The sequence below is a fragment of the Mangrovimonas sp. TPBH4 genome, assembly GCF_001280505.1.
GTDB lineage: Bacteria > Bacteroidota > Bacteroidia > Flavobacteriales > Flavobacteriaceae > Mangrovimonas_A.
Map to the genome: position 1 here is coordinate 1 of NZ_LBIO01000055.1, position 17,868 is coordinate 17,868.

General features: G+C 38.5%; 21 protein-coding genes. 20 read left to right on the forward strand and 1 reads right to left on the reverse strand.

Annotation, left to right across the window (positions count from 1 at the left end):
- A partial coding sequence (locus ZA05_RS12005; RefSeq protein WP_231632490.1) for a hypothetical protein occupies positions 1-589 on the forward strand: 589 nt, incomplete at its 5' end.
- A 37-nt stretch (positions 590-626) separates the two neighbouring features.
- Here the strand turns inward: ZA05_RS12005 and ZA05_RS12010 are convergent.
- On the reverse strand, positions 627-1,871 hold the full coding sequence (locus ZA05_RS12010; RefSeq protein ID WP_053991936.1) for an NAD(P)/FAD-dependent oxidoreductase: 1,245 nt from the start codon (positions 1,869-1,871) through the stop codon (positions 627-629).
- 108 nt (positions 1,872-1,979) lie between these two features.
- Here ZA05_RS12010 and hutH point away from each other — a divergent pair, with 108 nt between their 5' ends.
- The 19 genes from hutH to ZA05_RS12105 all read left to right on the forward strand — a co-directional run bounded on the left by hutH (position 1,980) and on the right by ZA05_RS12105 (position 17,863).
- Positions 1,980-3,500 carry a histidine ammonia-lyase gene (gene hutH / locus ZA05_RS12015; RefSeq protein ID WP_053991937.1) on the forward strand — a complete coding sequence of 507 codons (1,521 nt, stop codon included), beginning with the start codon at positions 1,980-1,982 and terminating at the stop codon, positions 3,498-3,500.
- Positions 3,501-3,590: 90 nt separating this feature from the next.
- Positions 3,591-4,718 carry a WG repeat-containing protein gene (locus tag ZA05_RS12020; protein ID WP_053991938.1) on the forward strand — a complete coding sequence of 376 codons (1,128 nt, stop codon included), beginning with the start codon at positions 3,591-3,593 and terminating at the stop codon, positions 4,716-4,718.
- Between the two features lie 44 nt (positions 4,719-4,762).
- The gene (gene fabG, locus ZA05_RS12025) at positions 4,763-5,494 is read left to right on the forward strand and encodes a 3-oxoacyl-ACP reductase FabG (protein ID WP_053991939.1); all 732 of its coding nucleotides are present in this window, start codon (positions 4,763-4,765) and stop codon (positions 5,492-5,494) included.
- 13 nt (positions 5,495-5,507) lie between these two features.
- Positions 5,508-6,734, forward strand: a complete 1,227-nt coding sequence (locus ZA05_RS12030) for a beta-ketoacyl synthase (RefSeq protein WP_053991940.1) — start codon at positions 5,508-5,510, stop codon at positions 6,732-6,734.
- Positions 6,734-6,976 (forward strand): phosphopantetheine-binding protein, encoded by a 243-nt coding sequence (locus ZA05_RS12035; RefSeq protein WP_053991941.1) that lies wholly within the window; start codon positions 6,734-6,736, stop codon positions 6,974-6,976. The genes ZA05_RS12030 and ZA05_RS12035 overlap by 1 nt, the downstream gene beginning before the upstream one ends.
- Positions 6,977-6,997: 21 nt before the next feature.
- The gene (locus tag ZA05_RS12040; protein WP_053991942.1) at positions 6,998-7,885 is read left to right on the forward strand and encodes a lipid A biosynthesis acyltransferase; all 888 of its coding nucleotides are present in this window, start codon (positions 6,998-7,000) and stop codon (positions 7,883-7,885) included.
- A gap of 52 nt (positions 7,886-7,937) precedes the next feature.
- Complete coding sequence (locus ZA05_RS12045) at positions 7,938-8,852, forward strand: hypothetical protein (protein WP_053991943.1); 915 nt, start codon at positions 7,938-7,940, stop codon at positions 8,850-8,852.
- A gap of 21 nt (positions 8,853-8,873) precedes the next feature.
- A complete protein-coding gene (locus ZA05_RS12050; protein ID WP_053991944.1) occupies positions 8,874-10,007 on the forward strand; it encodes a beta-ketoacyl-ACP synthase III in 1,134 nt (377 codons plus the stop codon).
- Position 10,008: 1 nt separating this feature from the next.
- Complete coding sequence (locus ZA05_RS12055; protein WP_053991945.1) at positions 10,009-10,440, forward strand: FabZ; 432 nt, start codon at positions 10,009-10,011, stop codon at positions 10,438-10,440.
- A complete protein-coding gene (locus tag ZA05_RS12060) occupies positions 10,440-10,898 on the forward strand; it encodes an ABC transporter permease (RefSeq protein ID WP_053991946.1) in 459 nt (152 codons plus the stop codon). The genes ZA05_RS12055 and ZA05_RS12060 overlap by 1 nt, the downstream gene beginning before the upstream one ends.
- A gap of 5 nt (positions 10,899-10,903) precedes the next feature.
- Positions 10,904-11,347: a hypothetical protein gene (locus ZA05_RS12065; protein WP_053991947.1), complete on the forward strand. Its 444-nt coding sequence runs from the start codon at positions 10,904-10,906 to the stop codon at positions 11,345-11,347.
- Positions 11,337-12,332, forward strand: a complete 996-nt coding sequence (locus ZA05_RS12070) for a BtrH N-terminal domain-containing protein (protein WP_053991948.1) — start codon at positions 11,337-11,339, stop codon at positions 12,330-12,332. The genes ZA05_RS12065 and ZA05_RS12070 overlap by 11 nt, the downstream gene beginning before the upstream one ends.
- Positions 12,333-12,337: 5 nt before the next feature.
- Positions 12,338-13,081, forward strand: coding sequence for an ABC transporter ATP-binding protein (locus ZA05_RS12075; protein ID WP_053991949.1), 744 nt, complete (start codon positions 12,338-12,340; stop codon positions 13,079-13,081).
- Positions 13,074-14,339 (forward strand): ABC transporter permease, encoded by a 1,266-nt coding sequence (locus ZA05_RS12080; RefSeq protein WP_053991950.1) that lies wholly within the window; start codon positions 13,074-13,076, stop codon positions 14,337-14,339. The genes ZA05_RS12075 and ZA05_RS12080 overlap by 8 nt, the downstream gene beginning before the upstream one ends.
- Complete coding sequence (locus tag ZA05_RS12085; RefSeq protein WP_053991951.1) at positions 14,317-14,769, forward strand: thioesterase family protein; 453 nt, start codon at positions 14,317-14,319, stop codon at positions 14,767-14,769. The genes ZA05_RS12080 and ZA05_RS12085 overlap by 23 nt, the downstream gene beginning before the upstream one ends.
- Entirely contained in the window at positions 14,762-15,907 is a 1,146-nt protein-coding gene (locus tag ZA05_RS12090) for a beta-ketoacyl synthase N-terminal-like domain-containing protein (RefSeq protein ID WP_053991952.1), read from the forward strand. Before ZA05_RS12085 ends, ZA05_RS12090 begins: the two co-directional genes overlap by 8 nt.
- Positions 15,908-15,921: 14 nt before the next feature.
- On the forward strand, positions 15,922-16,983 hold the full coding sequence (locus ZA05_RS12095) for a class I SAM-dependent methyltransferase (RefSeq protein WP_053991953.1): 1,062 nt from the start codon (positions 15,922-15,924) through the stop codon (positions 16,981-16,983).
- A gap of 2 nt (positions 16,984-16,985) precedes the next feature.
- Positions 16,986-17,603 (forward strand): 3-oxoacyl-ACP synthase, encoded by a 618-nt coding sequence (locus ZA05_RS12100; protein WP_053991954.1) that lies wholly within the window; start codon positions 16,986-16,988, stop codon positions 17,601-17,603.
- 2 nt (positions 17,604-17,605) lie between these two features.
- On the forward strand, positions 17,606-17,863 hold the full coding sequence (locus tag ZA05_RS12105) for a phosphopantetheine-binding protein (RefSeq protein ID WP_053991955.1): 258 nt from the start codon (positions 17,606-17,608) through the stop codon (positions 17,861-17,863).
- The last annotated feature ends 5 nt before the right edge of the window (positions 17,864-17,868 follow it).

Genomic DNA, 17,868 nt, shown 5'->3' on the forward strand with positions numbered 1-17,868 from the left:
GAAAAAAGGTTTATCATTTCTATTTGTTATTTGTTGTTCCACATTTTTGTTCGCCCAAAAAGCAAAAGTGTTAGAGGGAGATTGGGCTGAATTAAAGGGGATATCCAATTATGATTTGGTTTTTGAGTACGAAAACCTTGAAATTCCGAACTATGATTCTGAAGAAGAGTTTCTAAAGGATAAAATGAAAAAGAGAGAAGAAAAGGAAGCTGGTGCCGGAGAGAAATTTAAAGCAAGTTGGTTTGCCGACAGGGAAAATAAATATGAGCCAAAGTTTATTGAGTCTTTTAATAAGCGCTTTGACGAGGGAGAAGTAAAAGTTGGTATGGAAGATGCATCGGAATATGTGATGAAAATAAAAACAACATTTATGTATTCTGGATATAATGTTGGGATAAAAGCTCAGAAGTCTAAAGTAGATGCAATAATTTCTGTTTATAAAAAGGATGCGCCGGATGAAGTATTGTTTTCAGTAAAATATACAAAAGCGGAAGGTACTCCCGTATATAATGCAGGAGATAGAATTGCGGAGGCCTATGCGAAATTGGCAAAAACCTTGGCGAAAACAATGATTAAAAAGTCTGCGTAATGCAAGCGTATTAAAAAAGAAAAAAGCGAATAGGAAACTATTCGCTTTTTTCTTTTTCCATATTGATGAGGTGTGCCAAGGTGGCTACTATTCGATTATGCTTTTTTACAAATGGATTGGTTTGGTCCCAAACATAGCCTGCCAAAACCGCACAGATTTGTTTTTTGACCTCTTGGTTTTCTGGTCTGTGGAAGAATAACGTTTGCAGATTTCCAGTATACCATTCCTTTACATAGGTGGCAAATACGTTAACGCCAGATTTTATGTAATCGGCATAGTCTGTTTCCCAATCTACAGCTTCGCCCTTTAGTTCTTTGGAAATCAATTTGGCCGATTGCAATGCCGATTCCGTTGCAAAGGTTACCCCCGATGAAAATACAGGATCCAAAAATTCGGCACTGTTTCCAGTTAATACAAATCCTTTCCCATAGAATTTTTTAACAGCTTTTGAATAATTCCTGATGCAGACTGGAGTAAATTCAAAATCTAGTCCTTCAAAGCGTTCATGGTAATATTTGGATAGCTTGAGCATGGCTTTCATGCGTTCTGTAGTTGAACCTTCATAAGCATCTATCAATTCATTTTTGCCTACAAATCCAATACTGGTAATGCCATTTGAAAATGGAATCACCCAAAACCAAGTGTCTTTATCTAAGACATCAAAGGTTATCAAAGTGCCTTCTCTACCTTCAGGGCGTTTCAAGTCCTTTACGTGGGTGAAAATGGAAGAGTGTTCTGGGATTGAAGAAGGTTTGTCTAAATCTAAAAGTCTAGGCAATACCCTTCCGTAGCCACTAGAATCCACAATAAACTTAGCGATTACGGTGTATTCGTTTCCTGTTTCATCCTTTATTTTGGTAGTAGAAGTGCCATCCTCTTTTATGTTCACATCTACCACTTCGTGTTGGAATTGTATGTCTACGCCCCAATTTTGGATTTCTTGAGCCAGAGCATTATCAAAATCGGCTCTTGGTACTTGCCATGTCCAATTCCAGCCTTCTGTATGTTTTTTGCTAAAGTCGAAATTGCAGACAATATCATCTCTTAAAAAACGAGCCCCAGCTTTCACTTCAAAATTCTGAGCTTTCAAGCAGTCCAATAGCCCTACTTCCTCAAAATGGTCCATACATCTTGGCAATAGGCTTTCTCCAATTACAAAACGGGGGAATTGGCTCTTTTCAATCACCTTGATTTTGAGGCCTTGTTTGTGCAAATAAGCGGCGGAAACACATCCTGAAGGACCAGCCCCAATTATCAAAACATCAACAGTTGTATCGCTCATGGGCTTTATGGTATAAATTCATTTATTATTTTAAATTTGCTAACCAAAATAACTACTTTCGTTTTAGTTATTAAAATTTAATCATAAAAATAACCATATTACATATAGATGCTAACATTTGACGGGAAACTAGGTATTGAAGATTTTTATAAAATTATTTTTGAGGATACTCCAATTCAAATTGATAAAACGGTATTGGAGCGGGTGAGTAAGAGTTTTGACTTTTTAAAGACGTTTTCTGAAAATAAGGTAATTTATGGTGTAAATACTGGGTTTGGCCCAATGGCACAATATAAGATTAAGGACTCTGAGCGAATCCAGTTGCAGTATAATCTTATACGTAGTCACTCTTCTGGAACAGGCCAGCCTATTGCTCCTATGTATGTGAAGGCTGCTATGGTGGCACGTTTAAATACCCTGTCCTTAGGCTATTCTGGAGTGCATGTTTCGGTAATTGAGTTGATGGCTCAGTTGATCAACAGAAATATCATTCCGCTAATTTATGAACATGGAGGTGTTGGTGCCAGTGGCGATTTGGTGCAATTGGCCCATTTGGCTTTGGTTTTGATAGGAGAAGGTGAAGTATTCTATAAAGGAGAGAGAACGTCAACAAAAGACGTCTTTAAACTGGAAGGGCTGCAACCTATTTCTGTAGAGCTTAGGGAAGGTTTGGCTTTGATGAATGGAACTTCTGTAATGACTGGGATTGGAATTGTGAATGCTATTTATACTAGGAAATTACTAGGGTGGATTACCTCGGCTTCGGCTTCCATAAATGAAATTGTTCAGGCTTATGATGACCATCTTTCCGAAGAGTTAAATGGCTCTAAATTGCATATAGGTCAAAGAGAAGTTGCCAAAAATATGCGTGAGCATTTAAGGGATAGTCAGTTAACGCGCAAGCGCGAGCATCACCTTTATACCAATAATGACAATGTATCCGTATTCAAGGAAAAAGTACAGGAGTATTATTCTTTAAGATGTGTGCCGCAAATATTGGGGCCTGTGTTGGACACTTTAAAAAGTGTGGAGAAAATTTTGATTGAAGAAGTTAATTCGGCCAATGACAACCCTATTGTAGATGTGGCAAAACAACATGTCTATCATGGTGGAAATTTCCATGGGGATTATGTGTCCTTGGAAATGGATAAACTCAAGACGGTAGTGGCCAAAACAAGTATGTTGGCCGAACGCCAGTTGAACTATTTGCTAAATGCAAGATTGAACGATATTCTTCCGCCATTTGTAAACCTTGGTACATTGGGGTTGAACTTTGGAATGCAGGGAGTGCAGTTTACCGCAACATCTACAACAGCTGAAAACCAAATGTTGTCCAACCCAATGTATGTGCACAGTATTCCAAATAATAACGATAATCAGGATATTGTAAGTATGGGGACCAACGCAGCCTTGATTACCAAAAGAGTAATAGAGAATGCCTATGAGGTAGTAGGGATAGAGCTTATTACAATTGTACAGGCCATAGAGTGTTTGGAGCTCCAGGATAAGGTGTCTTCCAAAACAAAGAAGATTTATGATGATATTAGAGCAATAGTACCCGTGTTTAAAGAAGATGTTGCTATGTATCCATTTGTGAACAAGGTTAAGGAGTTTATCATGGCTCATTAATTTGCTTCATTTTAAAACATGTCTAGGGAGATTTGGGTACAGGATTTAGTTATTATCTTTACGTAATTTATTAATATAAAGCTGTTAATCATGAAAATTAAATCTTTCCTATGGCTGTTTTTTTGCAGCATTTGTACGGTAATGGCCCAAGAGCTTGCGTTGGCCAACCAAGACGGTAAATTTGGATATATCACAAAATCTGGGGACTGGCAAATTAGTCCACAGTTTAAAATTGCCAAAAATTTTTCTGGTGATTTGGCAGAAGCGATGGATGATGATAAAAAATGGGGGTATATCAATAGAAAAGGAGAATGGGTAATTCAGCCCATGTTTGATAAAACAAAGGCCTTCGATTCTGGAGTGGCCGTGGTTTTAAAGGATGATCAATGGATCTACATAAATACCGAGGGCAATCAAATCCTCAAGGATGTTTCTACAGATAAGCTCTACGATTTTGAGGAAGGCTATGCCATCGTGAGGCAAGGAGATAAGGTAGGTTTTATTAATACCAAAGGAGAAGTGGTGGTGCCCGCAAAATTTTCAAAAGTTTTTGGCTTTGTTAATGGCTATGCTAAAGTTCAGGAAAATGAAAAGTGGGGGTTGGTAGATGGTTCTGGAAACTATTTTGTACCAACTGAATATGATGGGGTTAGTAATATGTACCATGGCAGTGTCATTGCCGATAAAGGAGGGGTGTACGGCGTTATTTCAAATGGTAGTTTTAAAGAGGTTGAAGGAGCCGATAAGGTATGGGACTTTATGTATAATTCAGAGCTTACCTATGCCGAAAAAGATGGGAAATTGGGGTATGTAAATACTTCCGGGGAGTGGGTAATTTCACCTAACTATGATAAAGCCCGTGCTTTTGTAAACGGCCTCGCTCCGGTGATGAAGGATAAAAAATGGGGATACATCAATGAATCTGGAGAAGAGGTCATCCCTTTTCAATATAGAGATGCCGAAATATTCAGTGAAGATGGATTGGCGCCCGTCAAGATTTCAAAACTATGGGGATTTGTCAATACGAAAGGCGACTTGGTGATAGAGGATAAATACGATATTACCGCTAGCGGTTTTTCGGTTTTCAAAAGAAATAATGAAAAAGGGTTTGTTGATGGATTGGCTCGAGTGAAATATAAAAAATCATGGTATTATATCAATACCAATGGAGATATTTTGAAAGATATGGAGTTTGAGAATTTGGAATTGTTCCAATAAAACCTATAATTGCAAAAATAATATCCGCTATAAAAACTAACTAAATGAAGTGTGCCATAATCACAGGTGGTTCTAGAGGAATAGGACGAGCCATTTGTATTCAATTAGCAAAAGATACCAATTATCATATCATTATTAACTACAATAGTAATGAAGTTGCAGCTCTGGAAACCAAGCAGGCTGTGGAGGCAGAGGGCAATACTGCCGAGATTATCAAGTTCAATGTAGCCAATGCTGAAGAGGTGTCCAATGCGCTGGGAGTTTGGCAAGAAGCTAATAAAGATGCTGTTGTTGAGGTTGTAGTTAATAATGCAGGAATTACAAAGGATGGATTGTTTATGTGGATGCCTCAAAATGATTGGCAAGACGTGATCAATACGTCCTTGAATGGGTTTTATAACGTAACCAATTTCTTTATACAAAAGCTTTTGCGAAATCGTTTTGGCCGCATTGTAAACGTAGCCTCTGTGTCTGGTGTTAAAGGAACGGCTGGGCAAACCAATTATTCGGCTGCGAAGGGCGCATTAATTGGTGCAACCAAAGCTTTAGCTCAGGAGGTGGCCAAGCGAAAAATTACTGTTAACGCAGTAGCACCTGGATTTATTAAATCGGATATGACGGCAGAGTTGGATGAAAAAGAGCTCAAAGGCATGATTCCTTTAAACCGGTTTGGAGAGCCTGAGGAAGTAGCGCATGCTGTGTCCTTTTTGGTTTCAGATAAAGCGTCTTATATTACGGGAGAAGTGATAAATATAAATGGAGGGATTTACTCCTAATTAAGGATTCTAGATGAGAAGAGTTGTAATAACGGGGATGGGAATTTACTCCTGCATTGGAGAGAATTTAGAGCAAGTCAAGGAGTCGCTTTATAAAGGAAAATCAGGGATTGTTATAGATGAAGACCGTATTTCCTTTGGGTATCGCTCTCCCTTAACAGGAATGGTTTCTCAGCCTAATCTTAAAGGGTTGCTGTCAAGACGCCAGCGCATTAGTTTGGGCGAAGAGGGGGAGTACGCTTATGTAGCGACTTTGGAAGCTTTGAAGAATGCAAAAATCGATCAGGACTTTTTAGATCAACATGAAGTCGGGATTTTATATGGAAATGATAGTACGGCCAAATCGGTGATTGAATCCGTTGATAAAATTAGAGAGAAGAAAGATACTACTTTGGTAGGGTCTGGAGCCATCTTTCAGGGGATGAACTCTTCCGTCACCATGAATTTGTCTACCATTTTTAAACTGAAGGGGGTTAACTTTACTATTAGTGCAGCTTGCGCTAGTGGGTCTCATGCTGTTGGGATGGCTTACCATTTAATAAAAAGTGGAATGCAGGATTGCGTGATTTGTGGAGGAACCCAAGAAATTAATAAACTGGCAATGGCCAGTTTTGACGGTTTAGGCGTATTTTCCGTTAATACGGAAGCTCCTCATGAAGCATCAAGACCATTCGATAAAAACAGAGATGGTTTAGTGCCTAGTGGAGGTGCGGCTACTTTGGTTTTGGAGACCTATGAGTCTGCCATGGAGCGTGGAGCTACTATTTATGGAGAGGTTTTGGGGTATGGGTTTTCTTCCAACGGGGATCATATTTCAACACCTAATGTAGATGGGCCTGCCAGAGCAATGAAAATGGCTATTGACCAGGCGGCTATTGAGACTTCGGATATTCAATATGTCAATGCGCATGCAACTTCTACACCTGTAGGTGATGCCAACGAGGCGAAAGCCATATTTTCGGTTTTTGGTGAAAATGGCCCTTATGTAAGTTCTACGAAATCCATGACGGGACATGAGTGTTGGATGGCAGGGGCCAGTGAAGTGATTTACTCTATTTTGATGATGCAGAATGACTTTATTGCACCTAACATTAATCTTGGAGAGCCTGATGAGGCGGCTGCCAAATTAAATTTGGTATCGGAAACTATAGATGAAAAATTTGATGTATTTTTGTCCAATTCTTTTGGATTTGGAGGAACAAATTCAGCATTAATAATTAAAAAAATAAGCGAGAGATAATGGATAAAGAAGTTATCATTGAGAAGATAAATACCTTTTTGGTTGACGAGTTTGAAGTGGAAGAGGATGACATATCTGCAGGGGCCAATTTAAAAGAGACATTGGAGTTGGATAGCTTAGACTTTGTTGACCTAGTTGTGGCTATAGAGTCTAACTTTGGTGTTAAACTTGTTGGAGAAGACTTCGTAAATGTGGTGACGCTTCAGGATTTTTATAATCTAATTGAAACTAAATTAAGCTAAGCAATTTTACTTTAAAATTTTATGGCTACTGAATGGGAGGGGAAATCCAGAGGCACTGTTTTTGGATATAGAATCTTTGTGTTCTTTATGCAGAAATTTGGCGTTGTTTCTGCTTATTTCATTCTCTGCTTTGTAGCCGCTTATTACTGTCTGTTTGCCTTGGACAGTTCAAAATCTATTTATTATTACTTTCGGAAAAGAAGAGGGTATTCTTTTTTGAAAAGTATAATCAGTATTTATAAAAATTACTACGTTTTTGGTAAGACCATTATTGATAAGGTCGCTATTTCTTCGGGGCTAAGGGACTATTTTACATATCAATTTGATGGTGTAGAACTTTTGGAAGAGGCTCTAAGGAAGAAAAAAGGAGGTATTCTAATTAGTGCTCATGTGGGTAATTTTGAAATAGCCGAACATTTTTTTGGAGAGTTGGAAGGCTACGCTTCCATCAATTTGCTCACTACAGATGTAGAGCATACCGCTATCAAGGAGTATCTCGAGAGCATAACAGGCAAATCCAAAATTAAATTAATTTTAATCAAGGAAGATCTATCCCATATTTTTGAAATCAATGCTGCCTTGGCAAGGAATGAGTTGGTTTGCATTACCGGGGATAGGTATGTGAAAGGGGCTAAATTCATGCAGCATGATTTGTTGGGTGAAAGTGCGCAATTTCCGGCGGGTCCATTTGTGTTGGCATCCCGTCTTCGAGTTCCTGTTTTGTTTGTGTATGTAATGAAAGAGACCAATAAGCATTATCATTTATACACCAGAGAAGCTCATTCACAACATAGGGACGCCATTGGATTGTTGGACGAATACACAAAAAGTGTAACTTGGATCCTGGAAAAATATCCTTTACAATGGTTTAATTATTTCGATTTTTGGAAAACCGAAAATGAATCTTAAACTTGATTTTTTTTTTGATTAATTATTCCGTAATTACGGAAAAAATCAGTTTTTGAAAAAAGTACTCGTCATACACTACTCCCAATCGGGCCAGCTTACAGAAATTGTCAAAAATATCAGTGATCCATTAATTTCAAATGGACATCAAGTAGACTTTTTAGAAATTGAAATGGAAAAACCTTTTCCGTTTCCATGGCCAAAACATAAGTTTTTGGATGCCTTCCCGGAGTCCTTTTTGCAAATTCCCCAAAAGATAAAGTCCATTCCGCCTTATATAAAAAACACGGATTATGACTTGGTGATTTTTGGGTATAGCGTTTGGTATTTGACACCTTCCATCCCTGCTAATTCATTTTTGGAAAGTGAGGAAGGCAAAGAGCTATTGACCAACACCAAGGTGGTTACCGTTATTGGTTGCAGAAATATGTGGGTGATGGCGCAGGAAAAGGTTAAGGAGAAACTAAAGCGCCTTAATGCAGAATTGGTTGGCAATATTGTTCTGGTAGATCGGCATATTAATCACGTTAGTGTTATTACCATTGTAAAGTGGATGTTTTCAGGTGAAAAGAAACGTTATCTTGGAATTTTTCCTAAGCCAGGCGTTTCTCAAAAGGATATTGACGAGTCAGTTAAATTTGGTGAGGTGATTTCTAGGGAGCTCCAAACAGGAAGCTATTCCAATTTGCAAGGGAGTTTGTTAGAGAAAGGGGCCGTTGTAATAAAACCTTTTTTGGTGGTAGCGGACCAACGTGCCAATGTGTTGTTTTCTAAGTGGGCAAATCTTATTAAAAACAAATCAAATAAGGATTCATCCAAGCGCCCTTTTTGGATTAAAATTTTTAAATATTACCTATTATTTGCCATTTGGATTATTGCCCCTATCGTTTTTATTCTATTTTTGTTGACCTATATGCCCCTATATGCCAAAATAAAGAGAGATAAGGTGTACTTTTCATCTGTTTCATAAAAAGAAGGCCCAAATTAAAATATGAAAGAAGTTTACATAACCAGAATATCAAAATTTTTACCAAATCGTCCCATTAGCAATGATGAAATGGAAGAAAAATTGGGAGCGATAAATGGGGTGCCATCCAAAGGACGCCGATTAGTTTTAAGAAATAACCAGATTAAGACAAGATATTATGCTTTGGATGATGAAGGGAATATCACACATAATAACGCTGAGTTAGCCAAGGAAGCCATTTCAAACCTTTGTGATGAAGAGTTTCAAGCAGATGAAATAGAACTTTTGTCATGCGGAACTTCCAGTCCTGATCAAATTTTGCCTTCTCACGCGGCAATGGTTCATGGAGCTCTTAAAAGTGGTAACGCCGAAATTAATTCGCCTTCTGGAGCCTGTTGCTCAGGTATGAATGCCTTAAAATATGGATTCATGTCTGTAAAGTCTGGTCAAACAAAAAATGCGGTTTGTTCGGGGTCTGAGCGAACGTCTTCATGGTTTAGGGCTACTATTTATACAAGTGAAGTAGAGCATTTAAAGGAACTGGAGGAAAAACCGATCATTTCCTTCAATAAAGATTTTCTGAGATGGATGCTGTCTGATGGAGCTGGGGCCTTTTTGCTGGAAAATGAACCTAAAGGGGATTGTCCTTTGCGAATTGAGTGGATGGAGGGCTATTCTTATGCTTTTGAGCTGGAACCATGTATGTATGCTGGTGGAGATAAAACGGTAGACGGGGCTTTAAAAGGTTGGAGCGAATACCATTCGGAAGAGTGGAGCCAGCAGTCCATTTTTGCAGCGAAACAAGATGTAAAATTATTGGATCAGCACATTCTTAAAAAAGGTGTAGACAGTTTGAAATTGGCTTTGGATAAAAACGGATTAGCGCCCTCTGAGGTAAATTATTTTCTGCCACATATTTCGTCTTACTATTTTAAGGATTCCTTATATGAACAAATGAAGGCTAATGGTGTTCACATTCCTATGGAAAATTGGTTTACCAATTTAGCCACTGTGGGTAACGTGGGATCAGCTTCTATCTACATTATGTTGGATGAGTTGGTTACTTCTGGCAGGCTAAACAAGGGAGATAAGATTTTATTGTCGGTACCTGAAAGTGCTCGTTTTTCTTATGCATATGCATTGTTAACTGTGTGTTAGTATGACAAAGGAAGTGTTCCCAATTAATAATGTGTTGCCGTTGATTCCACAAAGAAGCCCATTTGTGATGGTAGATGCCCTTGAGGAATTTTCAAAAACAGAGGTGGTGTCTTCTTTGACCATTTTGGAAGACAATATATTGACTCATCAAGGAGGCTTTACAGAGCCTGGTTTGGTGGAAAATATGGCTCAAACGGTAGCCTTGCATACAGGATACGATTATTTTAGTAGGGGTGAAGAGGCTCCTACAGGTTATATAGGCTCTATAAAAAAAACGGAGATAAAAAAATTGCCTTTGGTAGGAGAAACGATTACCACCAAAGCAACTATTTTACATGAAATTATGGGGGTGACCATGGTTCATGTAAAAGTGTATAATGATAAAGAAGAAGAAATTGCCTCTGGCGAAATGAAAACGGTTATTGCGAGTTAATGGAAGAGGTATTTAAAGCTTTAGAGATTTCTCAGTTTTTGCCACATAGGCCGCCATTCTTAATGGTGGATTATATTCTTTCTATAGGAGACGAGCATGTATCCACTTCTTTCGAAATAAAACCAGATAATATTTTTGTAGAACAAGGTCGTTTTAATGAGGCGGGCATGGTGGAGCATGCGGCGCAAACCTGTTCGGCCATTGTAGGGAAAAGTTATTATGTGGATCAAGAGGATACGAAGTCTGAAAACAAATTGATAGGCTTTATCAGTGCCATAAAAAAGGTAACTGTTTTTGAGTGTCCTAATGTTGGGCAAGTTATCACTTCTCATGCGACCCTAAAATCCAGGTTTGATTCAGACGATTATAGCATTTGTACTTTTGAATGTAAGGTATCTCAAACAGAAACAGAATTGTTAACTTGTGAGATGAACTTATTTATCCAAGAAAGGAAGTAACGGAGATGAAAAAGGAAGAGGTGCCCCAGGATAAAAGTAATCTGCAGTCCACTAGCCAAAAGGAATTGTGCTATGCCGTGGGCGAGGACGGTAAGTATGTTACTGAATTAAGTTCTGGTTGGAACCCCAAAACTATCGCCTTAAATAATGCGATTGAGGAAATTCAAAATCGTATTTCAAATGCCAAAGAGCGTGTTCTTAACAACCAAAGCAGTCCCATAGAATTCTATATGGAGTGCCATAAAATGGATGTTACTATTTTGGCTAGCTATGTAGGACTTTGGAAATGGCGTGTGAAACGGCATTTTAAACCTAAGGTATTCAAGATGCTTTCCAATAAAATGTTACAGCGCTACGCCGATGTATTTGAAATTTCCTTGGAAGAGTTAAAAGACATTAGATTGTATAAAACCCCAGAGATAAAAAATAATACCTCAAATGAAAATTGAATTTAAGCACCAACAATCGGCACATTGTGAGAATGGTGTGATTTCCAATTTAATGAGGCATCACGGGTTCAACATCAGTGAACCTTTGGCCTTTGGTATTGGTTCGGGCTTGTTTTTTTGTTATGTGCCTTTTGTAAAGGTGAATCATGCACCTGCCTTTACCTATCGTGCCTTACCGGGGGTTATCTTTAAACGTTTTGCCAAGCGCGTTGGTATTAAAATTAAGCGTGAAAAATTTAAGGATCCCAAGTTAGCAAAGAGTAGATTGGATGAAAACCTGAACAATAATAACCCCGTAGGGTTACAGGTTGGCGTGTATAACCTTGTGTATTTTCCAGATGATTATCGCTTTCACTTTAATGCACATAATCTGGTGGTATATGGAAAAGAGGAAAATACTTATTTGATTAGCGATCCCGTAATGGAAACCGTTACTACTTTAACAGATAAAGAGTTGGAAAAGGTACGGTTTGCCAAAGGCGCTTTTGCTCCGAAGGGACAAATTTATTACCCGATTGATTTCCCTGAAAAACTGAGTGTAGAAAATGCTATTGTAAAAGGCATCAAGCATACCTGTAAAGATATGTTGGCGCCTATGCCGCTTATAGGCGTGAAAGGCATTCGATATACGGCTAAGCTTATCAAAAAATGGCCCAAAAAGAAAGGTGTTAAAATTGCCAATCACTATTTGGGACAAATTGTTAGAATGCAGGAAGAGATTGGAACTGGAGGCGGAGGCTTTAGGTATATCTATGGCGCATTCTTACAGGAAGCAAGTGGTATTTTGAACAACCCAAAGTTGGAGGAACTTTCTAAAGAAATTACGGAAATTGGTGATTTATGGCGGGATTTTGCCCTAGAGGCTTCCCGAATCTATAAAAACAGAAGTGCCCAAGTGGATGCCTATGTAAAGGTGGCCACGCAGTTGGAGCATATTGCAGACAGAGAAGAAGAATTCTTTAAGAAATTGAAGAAAGCTATATAAGCCCTATGATTAGCATTGAGCACATATCCAAAAAATACAAAGGAGCTGAAACCTATTCGGTTCATGATTTGGATTTGCACATTGAAGAAAGGGAGATTTTTGGGCTTTTAGGGCCCAATGGAGCAGGGAAAACAACCTTGATTTCCATTTTGTGTGCCTTGGTAAAGCCCACTTCAGGGAGTTTTACTATTGATGGCCTGACCTATAAAGAGAATAAGAGAAAATTAAAGCAATTGATAGGTATTGTTCCTCAGGAATATGCCTTGTACCCTTCCTTGACCGCTTTTGAAAACCTTCAGTATTTTGGAAGTATGTACGGGTTGAAAGGGAAGCAATTACATGATAAAATCACCACTTATTTGGAGCATTTGGGATTGGGGAAATTTGCCCATAAGCGCATCGAAACTTTTTCTGGAGGTATGAAGCGTCGCGTAAACTTGATCGCCAGTATTCTTCACGAACCGAAAGTATTGTTTTTGGATGAGCCTACCGTTGGTGTGGATGTGCAATCCAAAAATGTGATTATCCAATTCCTTCAGGAACTCAATGCCAATGGCACCACAATTATTTACACATCTCACCACCTTAATGAAGCAGAAAACTTTTGTACAAAAGTTGCCATTATAGATCATGGAAAAATTATTGTTGAAGGGAAGCCGGCAGTTCTCATTCAGGATAATGAAGGTGCGCATAGCCTTGAGGATGTCTTTTTAAGTTTAACCGGAAAAGCACTTAGGGACCATGCATAAATTATGGGCGTCTACATATAAAGAGTTTTTGTTGCTTTTCCGTGATATGGGAGGGGTAGCAATTTTATTTGTAATGCCCTTGGTGCTCATCATTACCATCACATTAATTCAGGATAGTACCTTTCAAACTGTGAAGGATGTAAAAATCCCAATTTTGATTGTGAACAATGATCATGGTGAGGTGGCCAAAACCATGTTGGAAGGTCTGGAAGATTCCAATTCCTTTGAAGTCATTATAAAACCAACCGAAGAGGAAGCTAAAAATTTGGTGTCTAAAGGCGAGTATCAATTGGCCGTAATTATTCCAGAACATTTAACCCAGGATTTACAGCAAAAAATTGCCAATAATGTAGAAGGGATTATGGCTAAAGTTATGGGAGAGGAAGTCGATACCTTGCCCAAACCTTTGATAGGAAATAAAGAAGTAAGGCTGTATTTTGATCCTGCAACCCAACAATCTTTTAAAAGTTCGGTAAAGAATGGCATTGATAAAATGATTTCAAAAGTAGAGACCCAATCTATTTATAAAGCTTTCCAGGAGCAGATTTCAGACAATCCCGAAGAAGCTATTTTTGAAACCGAAAACTTTATCACTTTTACGGAAATTCTACCAAAAACGGAAGGCCGGGATGTATTGCCCAACTCGGTACAGCACAATGTGCCAGCTTGGACCTTGTTTGCCATCTTTTTTATTATAGTCCCATTGTCCATCAATATGGTTAAGGAGAAAAGCCAGGGAACCTTTGTGCGATTACGAACCAATCCTGTTTCTTATGCCACGGTATTGGGAGGGAAAACCATTTTGTATTTGTTGGTGTGCCTTATTCAATTTGTATTGATGTTGTTGATTGGGGTATATGTATTTCCTGCCATGGGGCTTCCCGCTTTGGAAGTGTCTGGGCGTGTGCCTTTATTGTTTGTTGTGGCCATATTTTCTGGTTTGGCAGCTATTGGCTTAGGTTTGCTGCTGGGAACCTTGGCAAAAACCCAAGAGCAGTCGGCACCTTTTGGAGCAACCTTTGTGGTGATATTGGCTGCGGTGGGTGGCGTTTGGGTACCTGTTTTTATCATGCCTAAATTCATGCAGGTATTATCCAATGTTTCTCCTATGAATTGGGGGCTCAATGCCTTTTACGACGTTTTTTTAAGGCAAGCTACCTTGACGGATATTGTCCCAGAAATAACATTATTATTTTTATTCTTTATATTAACTACCATAATTGCCATTGTATATAATGAAAAGAAAAATGCGGTCTAAACAGAAAGAAATTGTGCATGTAAGTGAGGTGAGGGTGCGTTTTGTGGAAACTGACCCCTTGGGAATTGTATGGCACGGTAATTATATTCAGTATTTTGAAGATGGAAGGGAGGCTTTTGGAAGAAAGCATGGCATTTCATATTTGGACCAGAAGGAGCACGGATTCGCAACACCTATTGTAAAATCCAGTACGGACCACAAACTACCTTTGAGGTATGGTGATGTGGCCACTATAAAAACCATTTATGTGGATACACCCGCTGCCAAAATGGTTTTTCGTTATGAAATATACAACCAAAACCAACAATTGGTATGTACAGGGGAAACCATTCAGGTGTTTGTAGATAAGATTGGAGAAGGGGATTTGTCCTTGAACATTCCTCCATTTTTTATGGAATGGAAACAAAAAGTGGGATTGCTGGATGAATAAGGTCTACGTATCACATAACAATATTGTATCATCGTTAGGCTTTGACAGTGTTTCGGTTGTTGAAAAGGTGAAGTCTGAAATTACGGGGATTGATCTAGTTGAAAATAAAGCCTTGCATCCAGAACCGTTTTATTCTTCAATAATAAATACAGGAAAACTTCAAGAAGAGTTTCAAGAATTGCAACCTCAAGGAGATTACACGAGGTTGGAGCAAATGATGATTGTCTCCTTGCAAAAAGTTATAGAAGCCTCTAAATTCACATTAAACGATCGTGTTGGATTGATAATTTCTACTACAAAGGGAAATGTTGATGTGTTGGATGCCAATAGCGCATTTCCAAAAGAAAGAGCCTATTTAAGTGAACTTGGTAGAATTGTAAAAGAGTTTTTTGGATTTAAAAATGATGCCATCGTTGTTTCCAATGCTTGTGTGTCGGGAATTCTATCGGTAGCCATTGCCAAGAGGTATATTGAGCAAAATGTGTACGACCATGTATTTGTGGTAAGTGGCGATATTGTAAGCGAGTTCATTTTGTCTGGCTTCAATTCCTTCCAGGCTATGAGCAACGAACTTTGTAGGCCCTATGATAAGAACAGAAAGGGTATAAATATAGGAGAGGTGGCTGCAAGTATTTTGGTGACAAATGATGATGCAGGTTTGGCAAAGGAAGCCATGGTGGTTTTGGGGGAAGGCTCCTGTAACGATGCCAATCATATTTCGGGGCCATCTAGAACGGGTGAAGGCCTTTATAGAAGTATGCAAACCGCATTCAGGGAGGCTAAAATTAAACCTGAGGCGATCGATTATATTTCGGCTCATGGAACGGCGACTTTGTTCAATGATGAAATGGAAGCCATTGCTTTTAATAGAATGGGGTTACAGGAGGTGCCAATGAACAGTTTGAAGGGGTATTTTGGGCACACCTTGGGAGCTTCGGGATTATTGGAGACTATTATTGGCATGCATTCTGTTCATAATACAACCTTATACAAATCTTTGGGTTTTCAAACAATTGGAGTGAGCCAGCCAATAAACGTTATAACTAACACAACAAAACATAAAATGCAGACCTTTTTAAAAACAGCTTCTGGATTTGGAGGCTGTAATACGGCTGTAATTTTTCAAAAACCAATGTAATAAACCGTAACACTATGGCAAACAATTCTATTCGTGCAATCGACGCCCTTGAAGAGGCCCACAAAATTGCTTTTGCACCCTTCGTATTTCAAGCAGTTGTATCTCTTCGTAAATTAGGTGTATTTGATAAGATTTTTCAATACCGAAAAAAGGGAGGGATTTCATTAGATGATATTGCCGAAGAATTGTCCCTTAGCACATATGGGGTTGGAGTGTTGCTTGAAATTGCTGAGAGTTCTGATATAGTGACGAAAAACCCATCAGGGAATTACGAAATTACAACTACTGGATATTTTTTGACCTACAACGAAACGGTCAATGTAAATATCAACTTTACCCAAGATGTCTGCTATAAAGGTTTGTATCATTTGGAGGAAGCTATTAAAACGGGCAAGCCTCAAGGGTTAAAGGAATTGGGGGATTGGAGTACAATATATGAAGGGTTGTCTAAATTATCACCCCAGCAACAGAAGTCCTGGTTTGAATTTGACCACCACTATTCAGACGATGTTTTTGAAGAAGCACTAACAAAGGTATTCGCCAAGGAACGAAAACATATTTTTGATATTGGAGCTAATACCGGTAAGTTTTCAATTCGCTGCAGTAAGTTCAATAAGGATGTAAAGGTGACCATGGTAGATCTTCCTGGACAATTGGCAAAAGCTATGGCCAATGTAAAAGAAGAAGGGGTGGCGGACCGTGTACAGCCTTATGAAATAGACTGGTTGTCCAAAGATCCTAAAATACCAACTGGAGCCGATACGATTTGGTTGTGCCAATTCTTGGATTGTTTTTCAAAACCTGAAATAGAAAAGATTTTAACCATCTGCGCTAATGCAATGGATGATAAAGCCGAGCTCATTATTGTAGAGACCTTCACCGATAGGCAACGTTTTGACAATGCCAAGTTTATTTTGGAGGCCACATCATTGTATTTTACGGTATTGGCTAATGGAAACAGTAAAATGTACCAAGCCGAGGAATTGATAGAAGTAGTAAATAATGCAGGCCTTAGGATTAAAGAAGATCAGCCTTTGGGCGAATACCATACCATGTTGGTTTGTCAAAAGAAATAACCATGGAGTCAGCAGTAAACATCAGTTCATATGCCTCCATAAGGGATGGAAAAGTAACCTTAAAAGGAGACAATCTTTTTGAGGGAACCCAACCCGATTTTGCAGAATTTATCAAAGCAGCTTATAAGTCGTTTGGGGTGAAATACCCTAAGTTTTTTAAGATGGACAATTTGAGTAAATTGGCATTTTTGACTGCTGAAGTTATCCTTAAAAATGAGAAATTGAATTTGGATGAAGAAAATAACATAGCCATTGTGTTATCTAACAGAGCTTCTAGTTTAGATACCGATAGGGCGCATCAAACATCCATTCAAAACAAAGAAAAATATTACCCAAGTCCAGCGGTATTTGTCTATACTTTGCCCAATATCTGTATAGGGGAGATTAGTATAAAATATAAACTGTATTCTGAAAATAGTTTTTTTATATTTGACAGATTTAATGCCGATCATTTGTTTACTTCAGCAAACAGCCTTTTGGAGAGCGGAAAAGCAGACCAAGTGTTATGCGGATGGGTAGATTATGATACAGATGCTTATGAAGCATTTTTGTATTTGGTGTCCAAAAATCCTGGAAAACCTCATACAAAACAACAAATTTTAACATTATACAATACTTAAATATGGAAGCTTTAAAACAAGAATTAAAAGAGAACATTATAGAGCAATTAAATTTGGAAGATATGGTAGTTACCGATATTGCTGATGACGATATGCTGTTTGGCGATGGGCTTGGTTTGGACTCTATTGATGCCTTGGAATTGATTGTAATGCTCGATAAAAACTACGGGATTAAGCTTACCGATCCAAAAGAAGGGCGTGCCATTTTTGAATCTATCAATACTATGGCCACTTATATTTCAGAACACAGAACCAAGTAATTTTT